Here is a 14,019-nt window from a genome sequence, read left to right on the forward strand (position 1 = left end):
CAATGTTGCTTAACACCGTTAGCCCCAGCGGGCCGCGGTGGCAGATAATTGAGGTTCGAATTGCCGCAGCCGCGGCGACAGCGAAAGGATCACCATGAGCACTTCCGAATCCGTCCGCGCCAATTACAAGGTGCGCGCCAGCGAACTGCTGGGCCGCAACTGGCTGAATACCGGCGGCAAGCAACTGGATCTGGACGCATTGCGCGGCAAGATCGTGCTCCTGGACTTCTGGACCTTCTGCTGCATCAACTGCCTGCACGTGCTCGACGAGCTGCGCCCGCTAGAGGAGCAGTACAAGGACGTGCTGGTCACCGTCGGCGTGCACTCCCCGAAGTTCGAGCACGAAGCGGATCCGGATGCGCTGGCCGCCGCAGTGGAGCGCTACGAAATCCACCACCCGGTGCTCGACGACCCGGAATTGGTCACCTGGCAGGCCTACGGTGCCCGCGCCTGGCCTACCCTGGTGGTATTGGATCCCGAAGGCTACATCGTCGCGCATCTGTCCGGCGAGGGCCACGCCCAGGGCCTGGGCTCGCTGGTCGAGGAACTGGTAGCCGAGCACGAAGCCAAGGGCACGCTGCACCGCGGCAACGGTCCGTACGTGGCACCGGCAGCCCGCGAGGGCGACCTGCGCTTCCCGGGCAAGGCGATCGCCCTGGCCAACGGCAATTTCCTGGGGGGCGATTCGGGCCACCACCGCCTGGTCGAACTGGCCGGCGACCTGTCCACCGTGGTGCGCACCATCGGCGCCGGGGTCAAGGGCTATGCCGACGGGGACGCTGCCACCGCGCAGTTCAACGAACTGCAGGGGCTGGCCGCATTGCCGGCGGAACTGGCCGCCGAAGTCGGCTACGACGTGATCGTCGCCGACACCGTCAACCACCGCCTGCGCTCGGTGAACCTGGCCACCGGCGCCGTGGGCACCCTGGCCGGCAACGGCGTGCAGCGCCTGCTGGATTCGGAGAACGCCCGCCAGGAAGTCCAGCCCACCGAGCTGGGCACCGATGCGCTGAATATTTCGCTCTCGTCCCCATGGGATGTGCTCTACCACCCATCGGGGCAGGTCATCGTCGCGATGGCCGGAACCCACCAGATCTTCGCCTTCGATCCGCGCACCGGCGCCGTGTCGGTCTTCGCCGGCACCGGGCTGGAAGGCCTAACCGATGGCGCGCCGGATGAGGCCTGGTTCGCCCAGTCCTCGGGCCTGGCACTGGATGGCGAAAACGTGTGGATCGCCGACTCGGAAACCAGCGCCCTGCGCTGGATCGAGGTTGAAGAAGGCAAGGCCAAGAGCGTGAACACCGCGGTGGGCACCGGCCTGTTCGACTTCGGCTTCCGCGATGGCGATGCGCAGCAGGCGCGCCTGCAGCACCCGCTGGGCGCGGCCGTGCTGCCGGACCACTCGATTGCCATCGCCGACTCCTACAATGGCGCGGGGCGCCGCTTCGATCCGGCCACCAATACTGTCTCCACCCTGGCCAAGGGCCTGAAGGAACCGGCCGACGTGCTGGTGGACACCACCGTGGACGGCGATCCGGTGCTGCTGGTCGTGGAGACCAACTCCCACCAGCTGGTGCGCATCCCGATCCCTGCCGAAGCACTGGTGGTCGACCAGGGCGCCAGCCAGACCCAGCGCCCCAAGACCCGGGTGCAGGCCGGCAAGCACGGGATCCTGGTCCGCTTCGCCGCACCCAAGGGGCAGAAGCTCGATGACCGCTGGGGCGATCCGACCCAGCTGAAGATCTCGGCCAGCCCTGAGGAACTGATCCTCGACGGCGCCGGCACCTCGGTGGGCCTGTCCCGCACCCTGGAACTGAACCCGGAGGTGGCCGAGGGCGTGCTGCACATTACCGCCCGCGCGGCGGCCTGCGATGGCGAACCGGGCGGCGAGATTCCCGATCACGCGGCCTGCCACCTGTACCAGCAGGACTGGGGCATCCCGGTGGTGCTGGACGCAGAGGGCGAGGATGAACTGCTCCTTGACCTGCGTGGCGTGAACTAGCCCCGGCCCGAGGCATGCATCAGGCGCACCAGCGATGGTGCGCCTTTTGCGCGCCCGGCGCCGAACGCCCGGGCAGCGCCGCAGCAAGAATCTGAGGAAACCTCAGCATTTTCCTGCCCGGGTGGCTAGACTGGAGGACGGGAGGAGCCGGAGGGATCTGGCGGTAGCTATGGCGTCGAAAATGTTCCGTGCACTGGAAGTACCAAATTACCGGTTGTGGGTGATCGGTGCGCTGGTCTCCAATATCGGAACCTGGATGCAGCGCGTGGCCCAGGACTGGCTGGTGCTCACCGAGCTCACCGACCACGATGCAGTGGCCACCGGCATCACCACCGGCCTGCAGTTCCTGCCCGTGCTGCTGCTGGGCCCCTATGCCGGACTGATCGCCGACCGCTTCGACAAGCGCCGGTTGCTGATCCTCACGCAGAGCTTCATGGGAGTCTGCGCCCTGGTCCTGGGCCTGCTGGTGGTTACCGGCACGGCGCAGCTGTGGCATGTCTACGTGCTGGCCACGATGCTGGGCATCGGCGCCTCCTTCGACGCCCCGGCACGCCAGGCGTTCGTCTCCGAGGTGGTTCCCGGCACCCACCTGGCCAACGCGGTGGCGTTGAACAGCGCCAACTTCAACCTGGCCCGGCTGGCCGGACCCGGCGTGGCCGGTGCGGTCATCGCCCTGGTGGGCACCGGACCGGCGTTCCTGCTCAACGGCGCCTCATTCCTCGCGGTGATTTTCTCGCTGGTGTTCATGCGCAAGGACGCACTGAACCCTTCCAAGCCGGTCGCGCGCGCCAAGGGGCAGGTGCGGGAGGGCTTGGCCTACGTGAAGAACCGCAAGGACCTGGTGCTGATCTTCTTCCTGGCCGGCGTGATCGGCACCTTCGGGCTGAACTTCCAGATGACCAACGCGCTGATGGCCACCGAGGTCTACGGGGTAGGAGCAGGGGAGTACGGGATCCTGGGCTCGATCATGGCCGTGGGCACCTTTGGCGGGGCGCTGTTCGCCGCCCGGCGTTCGGCTCCGCGCTGGCGCTTCCTGATCGGCGGCGGCGTGTTCTTCGGCATCGCCGGGATTGCCAGTGCGTGGATGCCCAACTACATCGCATTCGCGCTGGTGCTGATCCCGGTGGGACTGGGGTCGCTGACCTTCTTGAACAGCTGCAACACCATGGTGCAGACCTCGGTGCCCCCGGAGTACCGGGCGCGCGTGCTGGCGCTGTACCTGATGGTGGTGATGGGCGGTACGCCCATCGGCTCGCCGCTGATCGGCTGGTTCGCTGAACTGTTCGGGATCCAGATCGCCGTGACCATTGGCGCCGGGTTGTCGCTGGCCGCCAGCTTGGCAGCGCTGGTGGTCTGGCAGAAGTTCAAGACCAACGCGGTGCCGCTGCGCAGCCAGTTCCGCGAACTGCTCGGACGCTAGCCGGCCACCTGTTCGCCGCCGGCCACCGGAACCACGGAAACTTCGGTGGTGCTGGTGGTCAGCTGCGCGGTGAAGGAGTAGTCATCCTTGACGGTCTTCTTGGCCTTGGCGCCGGTGCGCAGATCCTGCTCGGTCAGGGTCAAGGTAGCGGTGGCCTTCAGCGGGGACAGCACCCAGGCGCCGTTGTAGTAGTTCACTTCAATGGTGGGGTACTTCGCGATGGACCAGTCGATGGTTGCCGGGTCCACGCGCGCCGAGGTGCTGTAGGCGAACGGGCATCCGGCAGGCATCAGCACCTGCTCGCTGGCGCACTCGTTGAGGTAGTTCTTCACCTTGGCATTGATGGCAGCGATGAATTCCTTGGTCGGCTCGGTCTTCAGCGCGATCTCCACCGGCTCCTTGGCAGGCTTGGTGACCACCATCCCGCGGGTGTCGGCCGCAAAGTTCTTGGTGCTGAAGCTCGCGTCGAGGATCGAGGGGTAGAACACCGGAAGGGTGCTCACGCCAGCCGATAACGGGATCTTCTGCTCGTTGACCGTGACCTCGTTGACGGTGTTGGCCTTGATCTTCACGCTGGGCAGCGTGCTTGGCTCGAAGGCCCACTTGTCGAACAGCAGCCAGGATTTGCCGGCATGGCGCAGCGTGTAGGTCGATTCCTTGTCCACGCCGTGGGCCTTGTAACGCGCGGTGACGGTGCGCAACTGCTCATCGCCCTCTACCGCCTGGGCCTTGTCGGTGGAGAAATCCGTAATTCCGGCCTGGGTGCGCTTGAGCACGTCCCCATCCAGGGCAACAGCATCGCCCTGCGGGACCTGGGCCTGCATCAGGCCCAGGGCTTCGGCGCCTTCGCCCCTGGCCAGATGCTGCTGCAGTGCCTGCACCTGGTGCTGGGGGGAGAAGAGCGTACGGTTGGCGGCGATCGTTCCGGCAATGACCAGAACGACGACAGCCGCTGCAGCCAATGCCCAGCGAAGAGCCAGGCGGGCAGCGGAGATCGGCGTGGAATTACGAGTGTTCATCAGTAGCTAGGCTATCTGGTTTCCGGGCCCAGACCGAAAACGGCGTGCTGGAAGAGCCAGGTATTACTAACGGCGGCGCTTGCGGTTGCCGAAGAAGCCGCGGATCAGCTCGCGGCCAAGCACCTTGGCGGCGCCCATGGCCATGTCCATCATCGGGTTCTCTTCTTGGCGCGGTTGGCTCTGGCGTGGGGCGCTTTCCCGTCGGGGCTCCTTCGCCGGTTCGGGAGCAGTCGCTGGCGCCGGCGCCGCGGCCCGGGTTTTGGCCTCGAGCATTTCGCGGGCAGAATCACGATCCACTGCGGCGCTGTACTGCGCAGCCAGCGTCGAAGTGCCACGGACCTGGGCCATCACCTCAGGTGAGGCCGGGCCGATGTTGGACCCCGGCGAGGACATCTTGGTCCACGCTACCGGGGTCGGTGCACCTTTCTCGCCCAGCACGGTGACCACAGCCTCGCCGACACCGGCCTGGGTCAGTGCTTCCTGCAGGTCCAGCTCACCGGTTGGGAAGGTCTTGATGATCTGCTTGAGCGCGCTCTGGTCCTTGGCGGTGAACACGCGCACCGCATGCTGGATGCGGTTACCCAGCTGGCCGAGCACCTCATCGGGCAGGTCGGTCGGGGACTGGGTGATGAAGAACAGGCCCACGCCCTTGGAGCGGATCAGGCGCACGGTGTTGATGATCGCATCGCTGAACGCCTTGGTCGCATCCTTGAAGAGCAGGTGGGCCTCGTCGAGGAAGAACACCAGCTTGGGCTTCTCCAGGTCCCCGGCTTCTGGCAGGTCCTCGAACATGTCGGCCAGGAGCCACATGAGGAACGTGGAGAAAAGCATTGGCTGGGAGCTGACCGAGGGCAGTTCCAGGATGTTGATGACGCCCGCGCCGTCGCGCACCTGCAAGAAGTCCGCGGTATCGAACTCCGGCTGCCCGAAGAACTGGTCCAGTCCCTGGGTCTGCATGATCGTGATGCCGCGCAGGATCACCGATGCGGTGGATGAGGAGACGCCGCCCAGGGCGGCCAGCGCCGGGGCGCCGTCGTCGCTGAGCAGGAAGCTGATCACAGCTTTCAGGTCGCTGAGGTCATCCAGCGGCAGCTTATTGGAATCGGCGTAATGGAAGATCAGCTGCAGGCATTCTTCCTGGGTTTCGTTCAGTTCCAGGACACGGGCCAGCAAAATCGGGCCGAAGGCGTCCACGCTGGCGCGTACCGGGACGCCCTGCCCATTGCCACCCAGGCTGAGGAACTCGACCGGGTTGGTGCGCGCAACGAATTCGTGGCCGAGCTCGGCCAGTCGGGCACTGAGCTTCTCCGACGGTTCGGCAGGCTGCGCCAGGCCGCTCAGATCGCCTTTGACATCGGCGAGGAAAACCGGAACCCCGGCCACGGAGAGCTGTTCTGCCATGGTCTGCAAGGTGACGGTCTTGCCGGTGCCGGTGGCACCAGCGATCAGGCCGTGGCGGTTGAGCATTTTCAACGGCAGGCGGACCTGCGCGGTTGGCTCGGCCTTGCCGCCGATCAGTGCAGCCCCGAGCTCCAAGCAATCGGATTCGAAGTTGTAGCCTTCAACGAGGCTGGTCAGCAAAGTATTCGTTTCCTGGGTCATGGCTTCACTCTATTGCTTTTAGAACGGGTGCAACAGACGCTGGACGAAAGTTTGGGTGCGGGGGTTGGCAGGCGTGCCGAGCACCTGGGCCGCCGGACCGGTCTCCACGACCACCCCGCCATCCATGAACACCACGGTGTCGGCCACATCCCGGGCGAAGGCCAGCTCGTGGGTCACCAGCACCATGGACCAGCCCTCCTGGGCCAATTCCTTGATGACCGTGAGCACCTCGCCGACCAGCTCCGGATCCAGTGCGCTGGTGGGTTCGTCGAAGAGCAGCAGATCCGGCTGCTGCATCAGCGCGCGGACAATGCCCACGCGCTGCTGCTGGCCGCCGGACAGGGAGTTCGGGTAGGCGTCGGCCTTGGCTTCAAGGCCCACGCGGGCCAGCAGCTTCTTCGCCTGCGCCAGGACCTGGTCCTTGGGACGCTTTTGCACCTCGATCGGCCCGATGCTCACGTTCTGCAGCACCGTCAGATGGGGGAACAGGTGATGTCCCTGGAACACCATCGCCGAACGCTTGCGCAGGATCTGTGCGGCCTTGGGTTTCATCCCGGCGCTGAAGGAAACTTCCGGCCCGCCGGCGAATCCGACGGTGCCGGCATCGGCGATTTCCAGGCCGTTCAGGCAACGCAGGGCGGTGGTCTTGCCAGAGCCCGACGGGCCAATCAGTGCCAGCACTTCACCGGAATGCACGGTGAAGTCGATGCCCTGGAGCACCTGGTTCTCGCCGAAGGCCTTATGCAGGGCGGTGACGGAGAGCAGGGCGGAATTACTTGGCGACATACTTTTCAAGCCTTCCTTCAACAGAGTTTTGCAGAGCCGAGAGCACCAGGCAGATGACCCAGTAGATGGCTGCGGCCTCGCAATAGAGCAGCAGGAACTCGTAGGTGGAGGCCGTGATTTCCTGGGCCTTGCGGAACATTTCGGTGACCAGGATGGTGGAGGCCAGCGAGGTGTCCTTGACCAGGGAAATGAAGGAGTTCGACAGCGGCGGCACAGCCACCCGGGTGGCCTGCGGCAAGATCAGCCGGTACAGGGTGCGCGTGCGCGACATGCCCAGGGTGTAGCCGGCTTCCCATTGGCCCTGGGGGACCGAGAGGATCGCGGCACGAATGATTTCAGCGGCGTAACCGCCGATGTTCAGGCTGAAGGCGATGATGGCACTAGGCCACGGGTCGATGGTCAGCCCCACCGAAGGCATGCCGTAGAAGATGACGAACAGCTGCACCAGCAGCGGCGTGCCGCGAATGATGGAGATGTAGATCCGGGCAATCGAGGAGATGACCCGGTTCTTGCTGATCCGCATCAGCGCCATCAGCAAGGCGATGACCAGGCCCAAGGCCATGCTGATCAGGGCCAGCGGAATGGTTGCCGTGATCGCCCCGAGGGCTAACGGCCCGAGCGAGTCGAGGAATAACTGCCATTTCGAATCCATGGGCTACCTTTTGCGCAAATGAGACTGGCTCCACGCGTTCTTACGTGTGGAGCCAGTCTACTTATAGTGTTTGCTACTTGCTGACGTCTTCGCCGAAGTACTTCTCGGAGATCTTTGCCAGTTCCCCCTCGGCGCGCAGCTCCTCGAGCGCGGTGTCAATGGCCTGGGCCAGTTCAGTGGAATCCTTGCGCAGGGCTACAGCGGATTCGCTCTTCTCCTCGGATTCGGCAGCGATCTTGATGCTGTCATCCGGGTTGGTCTTCTGCGCATCCAGGAACGTCAGCTTGTCGTTCACGGTGGCATCGACACGGCCCTGCTTGAGCAGGGTGATCGACTGGGCCCAGCCTTCCACCGGCTCGACGTTCGCGCCGGCGGCCTTGGCGGTCTCGTAGAAGTTGCTGGTCAGCGACTGCGCGGTGGTCTTGCCCTCCAACGTCTCGAAAGAGGTGATCTCGCTGTTATCGCTCTTGGTCACCACCACGCCGGTGGAGACGGTGTAAGGCTCGGTGAACAGGTACTTCTCTTCGCGTTCCGGGTTGATCGAGACCTGGTTGGCGATGGCATCAAAACGCCCGGCATCCAGTCCGGCGAAGATCGCGTCCCACTGGGTTTCCTGGAACTTGACCTCGACGCCCATCTTCTCGCCGACGGCTTCGATGACCTCGACGTCGTAGCCGGTCAGCTCGTTGCCCTCGTGGTAGGAGAACGGGCGGTAGGTGCCTTCGGTGCCCACGGTCAGCACGCCCGAATCCTGGACCTTCTTCAAGGTTGCTCCGGTGTCCGGCGAGGGCTTGGCGCCACCGGATTCGCTTGCGGAGGTCGATGGGCCTGCCGAGCCGCAGGCGCTCAGTGACAGGGCGATAATTGCGGCAGTAGCCAGCAGTGGTGCAGTGCGCTTCATGGTGACCTCGCTAGGGGAGTGGATAAAAGCTGTTGTCCTACTGAACACTCTAGTGATGATCGCTTATTCCTGCAGGTGGAAGTTACGCTAAATTCCGAGGACGATCGCCAGCAGCATCATCAGCGGGATCGCGCAGATGGTGGTGACCAGGACCGTGTCCTTCGCGATTACCACCCCGTGGTCATAGCGCATGGCCGTCACGAAAATGTTCTGCGCAGTTGGCAGGCCGGCCATGATGACCGAAGCCACCAGCAGCTCGCCACGCAGATTGAATACCCAGTAGGCCAGTGCCCAGGCCAGGAACGGGTGGAGCAGCAGCTTGGCCCCGGCGGCGATCAGCACGTCGGCGCGGCGGCCCGACTTCTTTTCCAGCGGCTTGGAACCCACCAAGGAGATGCCGAAAGCCATGAGCATGGCGGGGATCGAGGCGCCGGCGATCAGGTCGATCGGTTCGAGCACGATGGAGGGCAATTCGATGCCGGTCAGCGCGACGGCCAAGCCGAGCAGCGACCCGATGATCATCGGGTTCTTCGCGGTGGCCAGCAGCAAAGCGATCGGGGTGGTGCGGTGCCGCGAGGTGGTGGCATCCAGCATCGCCAGATTGATCGGCTGGTAGAGGGCCAACTGGAAGAGGATGATCGGTGCCGCGTAGGACATGTCGCCGAGCACGTACAACGCGATGGGCAGGCCCAAGTTGGCGGAGTTCACCGTGGAGGCGGACATTGCCGCGATGATGCTTTCCGAGGCCGGGCGCTTGAGCATCCGGGCCGTCGCCAGGTAGTAGAGCACCGCGGTCAGCGCCGCGGACAGGGCGGCAACCCAGAGCAGCGGCCCGAGCACGGAAACCGGATCGGACTCGGCCAAGGTGGTGAACAGCAGGGCGGGGCTGGCCACGAAGAAGGTGACCCGGCTGAGCACATGGCGGCCTTGCTCGCCCAGCACCCCGGTGCGGCCCACCAAGTAGCCGACGAGAATGACAACCCAAATGATGGAGAAGCCTTCGAGGACTCCGGTCATCGTGCTCCTTCGCTGGCTATCAGAAGACCAACAACGCCGGAGCACCATTGGTGCCCCGGCGTTCGCTTGAGCGGGCGACGGGAATCGAACCCGCGTATCGAGCTTGGGAAGCTAGCGCTCTACCATTGAGCTACGCCCGCAGTGCACCGAGCGGCCTATTGACGGCCCGGGCATCAAAAGCATATCCCACGAATCCCGCGCACCGGAAAACGGCACGGAAAATCGTGGCCAAAGTTACGCAATGCCTATTCGGAGGGCTTCTCGTTGAGCAGCTGCTCGCGCAGGATCGCCACCCCATCGGCCGGGACCTCGAAACTGAGCTCGTCGCCGGGGTTCACTACGAAGCCGGTGTTCTCCAAGGCGCGCACCACGGTGGCGCCCTGGACCTTCACGCCGTAGGGCGCCATGTCGATGTACGAGGAAGGGATGCGCTCCAAGGTGGTGAAGACCGCTACCACGGCCTCGCCGGAAGGGTTGGTCAGCATCATCGGCTGGGCATTCTTGTTCTCGCCGGTGACCTCTTCACGGGAGAGGAAATACACCTCGGCGCTCATGAAAGCGCCGATGACCGAGCCGGACAGCTCAGGTTTGTTGAGCCCGGCCTGCAGCATCATTTCGAAATGCGTCTTGGGCTGTGCCCGCTGCTTGTCCATTGGCGTTTCGATGATCGCATCCGGGACCTGGTCTGGTTCTTGGCCTTCAGCGGCGGCGGAGGTGTTCTCGTTGCTCATGTACTACAGCATGTCGCGATAAACCCCCAGGTGCAAACGCCGAATGCGGTTAATTCGGGGTAAAGGCCTAAAATGGCAGATGAGCACACACGATTGAATCAAGGACTGAGCATGCCTGAATTCCGTTACGAGGATCTTCTGCCAATTGGCGAAGATACCACCCCGTACCGCAAGATTTCCTCCGAAGGTGTCGAAGTTGTCGCCGGCCCGGATGGAAAGAACTTCCTGAAGGTCGCGCCGCAGGCACTGGAGCAGCTGGCCGAGACCGCGCTGCACGACATCTCGCACTACCTTCGCCCGGCCCACCTGCAGCAGCTGCGCAATATCCTCGACGACGAGGATGCCAGCCCGAACGACAAGTTCGTCGCCCTGGACTTGCTGAAGAACGCCAACATCGCCGCCGGCGGCATCCTGCCGATGTGCCAGGACACCGGTACCGCGATCGTCATGGGCAAGCGCGGCCAGCGCGTGCTGACCGAAGAGCAGGACGAGATCTCGCTCTCGCGCGGCATCTACAACGCCTACACCCGCCTGAACCTGCGCTACTCGCAGCTGGCTCCGATCACCACCTGGGAAGAGAAGGCCACCGGCAACAACCTCCCGGCGCAGATCGACCTCTACGCGAACACCAAGGACGGCGCTGACACCAGCTACAAGTTCCTGTTCATGGCCAAGGGCGGCGGATCGGCCAACAAGTCCTTCCTGTACCAGGAGACCAAGGCGATCCTCAACGAGAACTCGATGCTGAAGTTCCTCGATGAGAAGCTGCGCTCGCTGGGCACCGCCGCGTGCCCTCCGTACCACCTGTCCATCGTCATCGGCGGCACCTCGGCCGAGATGGCGTTGAAGACCGCGAAGTACGGTTCGGCCAAGTACCTGGATTCGCTGCCGACCGAAGGCGCGATGACCGGCCGCGGCTTCCGCGCCACCGAGCTGGAAGACAAGGTCCTTGAGCTGACCCGCCACTTCGGCATTGGCGCGCAGTTCGGCGGCAAGTACTTCTGCCACGATGTGCGCGTGGTGCGCCTGCCTCGCCACGGCGCCTCGCTGCCGGTGGCCATCGCAGTATCCTGCTCGGCTGACCGCCAGATGCTGGCCAAGGTCACCGAAGCGGGACTGTTCGTCGAGCAGCTGGAAACCGATCCAGCCCGCTTCATGCCGGCGGAGGACCACCCGGCCCTGGCCGCGCACGACGACGAGACCGATGGCGTCACCGGCACCGGTGGCTCTTCGGTGGTCAAGATCGACCTGAACAAGCCGATGAGCGAAATCCTGGCCGAACTGACCAAGTTCCCGGTCAAGACCCGCTTGTCGCTGTCCGGTCCACTGGTTGTGGCCCGCGATATCGCACACGCCAAGGTCAAGGAACGCCTGGATGCTGGCGAGGAAATGCCGCAATACCTCAAGGACCACCCGGTCTACTACGCAGGTCCTGCCAAGACCCCAGAAGGCATGCCTTCGGGTTCCTTCGGCCCAACCACCGCAGGCCGCATGGACTCCTACGTGGACCAGTTCCAGGCTGCCGGCGGCTCGATGGTCATGCTGGCCAAGGGCAACCGCTCCAAGCAGGTCACCGAGGCATGCAACACCCACGGCGGCTTCTACCTGGGCTCCATCGGCGGCCCGGCGGCACGCCTGGCCCAGGATTGCATCAAGAAGGTCGAGGTGCTCGAATACGAGGAACTGGGCATGGAAGCGATCTGGAAGATCGAGGTCGAGGACTTCCCGGCCTTCATCGTTGTCGATGACAAGGGCGAGGACTTCTTCGCTGAGACCTTGAAGCCGACCTTCACCGGCATTCCGGTGCGCGCGAAGTAATTTTCCAGCGCTCTGGGCAGGAACCACCTGCCATGAACTGCTCCCCAAAAGTTGGACTGTAGAAGCCAGCAACTTTTGGGGAGCATTTTCATGCCGTCCGGCGGCACGCAACCTGGAAAACCGTTCCCGGGATTGCATGCCGGTGCGGAGGGCAGATTCCAGGATGCTCCCGCAGAGGGGCAGGGTGCTGACGAAGCTACTTTGCGTGAACTTGCTGCTTCGCGTCCCGGGCACTAGTTAATATTGGACGCTAGTACTGGATGCCCCGCTGCACCATGATTCGGGCACTGCCCAACGCCCAGCGGATTGCGGGCAGAGCCGCGAAATGGCGACTCGCAGCGGCAATTTTCGTGGTTCCGGCGGTTCTGGTGGACCTGGCAGCGGCCTGTTCCAGACCGGGCTACTGGGTGAAGCCGAAGCCCCAGTCGCGGTACGGCGGAAGGAAACGCAGGACCATCAAGTCCTCGTCCACGACAACATCTTCGCCGGCCTTCTTGGATTTTTCGTGCGGCTCTTCGTCTTTGGCTTTCGCGGGTTCTTTCTCGACCGTTGCCTTTGCTTCGCTTTGCTCGGCATCCGCTATCGAGGCGGCCAGCATCTGGTGGTACTCTTCGAACGTTTCCGCTCCGGAAGCAAGCATCGCTTCGGCATGCTCGACGCCGACATAGCGCACATGCCACGGCTCGTACTTGTAGCCGGTGATCTCTTCCTTGCCCTGGGGGTAGCGGATGATCAGACCGTATTCCGCCGCGTGCTCGGCAATCCACAGGCCGGCCGGGGTCTGGCCGAATTCGGCTTTCAATTCGGCGCGGCTATCGGTGTAGCCCAGGTCTGCGGCCAAACCAAGCTGGTGCTCGCTGGTTCCGGGGCGCGCAGAAATCCGTTCGGCATAAGCGGTGCCGTACTTGGCTTGGTACTGGTTGAACAAGACCGCCTGGCGCTGGTACGAACGGTATGCGCTCAGCAGCTTGATCGAATGGCCGGCAGCGCGCGCATCAGCAATGAACACTTCAATGGCCTCTGCCGCCTCAGGACGCAGGGTCATCGAGCTGCCGGCAACACCAACTAGCTTGCCGGGAACATAGTCCTCCGGCGAAAGCTTCGTGGTGGGGTTGATCAAGGCCAAGGGGCTCGATGCCTTCGACAGCTGCGAGCTCTCGACAGCAGGCAGATCCTCGGCCGGCGCAGCGAGTGCGGCGGTGCCGGAGAGCAGCAATGCCGATGCGAGTACGGTGCCAGTCAGCGCGGAGGCTAGGCGCATGTTGAATAAACCCTTGAGTTGCGGAGCGATGATGGGAAATCCCACCTTAACAATAGCTGGAAACGCTGGGTAATTCGTGGGAAATCTGCGACCAGCTGGTGAACAGGATGCGGCCAGTGATCTCGACTCACTGTACATAATTGGCCTAATAGTTCGGCTGCCGGGGAAAGTCAGGATAAATTTATACGCGTGTTGTATTCAGATGGTGACATTCGTCGAGAAATAGCGTCCGGTGAGATTGGGCTAGAGCCCTTTGACCCGCAGATGGTCCAGCCCGCATCCGTGGATGTTCGACTTGACCGGTTCTTCCGGCTTTTCGATAACCACAAGTATGCGCACATCGATCCTTCGGTGGAGCAAGATGAACTGACGCGCCTGGTCGAGGTCGACCCCGATGAGCCATTCATCCTGCACCCGGGCGAATTCGTGCTCGGCTCGACCTACGAAGTGGTGACCTTGGGCCACGGCGTGGCCGCCCGGCTGGAAGGCAAGAGCTCCTTGGGCCGCCTTGGCCTGCTCACCCACTCCACCGCAGGGTTCATCGATCCAGGGTTCTCCGGCCACGTGACCTTGGAACTGTCCAACATGGCCACCTTGCCCATTAAGCTGTGGCCGGGATCGAAGATCGGCCAGCTGTGCTTCTTCAAGCTGACGTCGGACACCGAGCATCCGTACGGTTCGGGACCCTACGGCAACCGCTACCAGGGCCAGCGTGGCCCCACGGCTTCGCGCAGCCACCTGAACTTCCACCGGACCATCATCGAGAACTAAGCGGCAGTACCGCTCAGGATCCCGCCAACGGCGCTGGCC

The 14,019-nt window shown here is 63.6% G+C and carries 12 protein-coding genes and 1 tRNA gene; 4 read left to right on the forward strand and 9 right to left on the reverse strand.

From position 1 onward, the window contains the following. The first annotated feature begins 94 nt into the window (after positions 1–94). Both ACNPM8_RS05365 and ACNPM8_RS05370 read left to right on the forward strand, forming a co-directional pair. Positions 95–2,002, forward strand: a complete 1,908-nt coding sequence (locus ACNPM8_RS05365) for an NHL domain-containing thioredoxin family protein (protein WP_448939429.1) — start codon at positions 95–97, stop codon at positions 2,000–2,002. 181 nt (positions 2,003–2,183) lie between these two features. After that, the gene (locus ACNPM8_RS05370; RefSeq protein ID WP_332594843.1) at positions 2,184–3,422 is read left to right on the forward strand and encodes an MFS transporter; all 1,239 of its coding nucleotides are present in this window, start codon (positions 2,184–2,186) and stop codon (positions 3,420–3,422) included. Here the strand turns inward: ACNPM8_RS05370 and ACNPM8_RS05375 are convergent. The 8 genes from ACNPM8_RS05375 to ACNPM8_RS05410 all read right to left on the reverse strand — a co-directional run bounded on the left by ACNPM8_RS05375 (position 3,419) and on the right by ACNPM8_RS05410 (position 10,130). Beyond that, positions 3,419–4,441 carry a hypothetical protein gene (locus ACNPM8_RS05375; RefSeq protein WP_448939430.1) on the reverse strand — a complete coding sequence of 341 codons (1,023 nt, stop codon included), beginning with the start codon at positions 4,439–4,441 and terminating at the stop codon, positions 3,419–3,421. The two genes, ACNPM8_RS05370 and ACNPM8_RS05375, sit on opposite strands and share 4 nt — an antisense overlap. Before the next feature lie 66 nt (positions 4,442–4,507). After that, entirely contained in the window at positions 4,508–6,043 is a 1,536-nt protein-coding gene (locus ACNPM8_RS05380; protein ID WP_133833548.1) for a helicase HerA-like domain-containing protein, read from the reverse strand. An 18-nt stretch (positions 6,044–6,061) separates the two neighbouring features. Further along, positions 6,062–6,829 carry an amino acid ABC transporter ATP-binding protein gene (locus ACNPM8_RS05385; protein WP_332485898.1) on the reverse strand — a complete coding sequence of 256 codons (768 nt, stop codon included), beginning with the start codon at positions 6,827–6,829 and terminating at the stop codon, positions 6,062–6,064. Beyond that, positions 6,816–7,481, reverse strand: coding sequence for an amino acid ABC transporter permease (locus tag ACNPM8_RS05390; RefSeq protein ID WP_105657025.1), 666 nt, complete (start codon positions 7,479–7,481; stop codon positions 6,816–6,818). Before ACNPM8_RS05390 ends, ACNPM8_RS05385 begins: the two co-directional genes overlap by 14 nt. Before the next feature lie 73 nt (positions 7,482–7,554). Then, positions 7,555–8,382: an amino acid ABC transporter substrate-binding protein gene (locus ACNPM8_RS05395; RefSeq protein WP_332594840.1), complete on the reverse strand. Its 828-nt coding sequence runs from the start codon at positions 8,380–8,382 to the stop codon at positions 7,555–7,557. 87 nt (positions 8,383–8,469) lie between these two features. Beyond that, positions 8,470–9,399, reverse strand: a complete 930-nt coding sequence (locus ACNPM8_RS05400) for an AEC family transporter (RefSeq protein ID WP_133833550.1) — start codon at positions 9,397–9,399, stop codon at positions 8,470–8,472. Between the two features lie 69 nt (positions 9,400–9,468). Next, positions 9,469–9,539 (reverse strand) — tRNA-Gly (locus tag ACNPM8_RS05405). Positions 9,540–9,644: 105 nt separating this feature from the next. After that, a complete protein-coding gene (locus ACNPM8_RS05410) occupies positions 9,645–10,130 on the reverse strand; it encodes an SseB family protein (protein WP_105662527.1) in 486 nt (161 codons plus the stop codon). A 111-nt stretch (positions 10,131–10,241) separates the two neighbouring features. On the opposite strand from ACNPM8_RS05410, the gene ACNPM8_RS05415 reads away from it, so the two are divergent. Continuing rightward, positions 10,242–11,948, forward strand: a complete 1,707-nt coding sequence (locus tag ACNPM8_RS05415) for a fumarate hydratase (protein ID WP_448939431.1) — start codon at positions 10,242–10,244, stop codon at positions 11,946–11,948. A 400-nt stretch (positions 11,949–12,348) separates the two neighbouring features. Here ACNPM8_RS05415 and ACNPM8_RS05420 read toward each other — a convergent pair whose 3' ends face one another. Then, positions 12,349–13,209, reverse strand: coding sequence for a M15 family metallopeptidase (locus tag ACNPM8_RS05420; protein ID WP_166650712.1), 861 nt, complete (start codon positions 13,207–13,209; stop codon positions 12,349–12,351). A 189-nt stretch (positions 13,210–13,398) separates the two neighbouring features. On the opposite strand from ACNPM8_RS05420, the gene dcd reads away from it, so the two are divergent. Beyond that, positions 13,399–13,980, forward strand: a complete 582-nt coding sequence (gene dcd, locus ACNPM8_RS05425) for a dCTP deaminase (RefSeq protein ID WP_013349886.1) — start codon at positions 13,399–13,401, stop codon at positions 13,978–13,980. The last annotated feature ends 39 nt before the right edge of the window (positions 13,981–14,019 follow it).

The sequence above is a fragment of the Glutamicibacter sp. AGC46 genome (assembly GCF_053543715.1).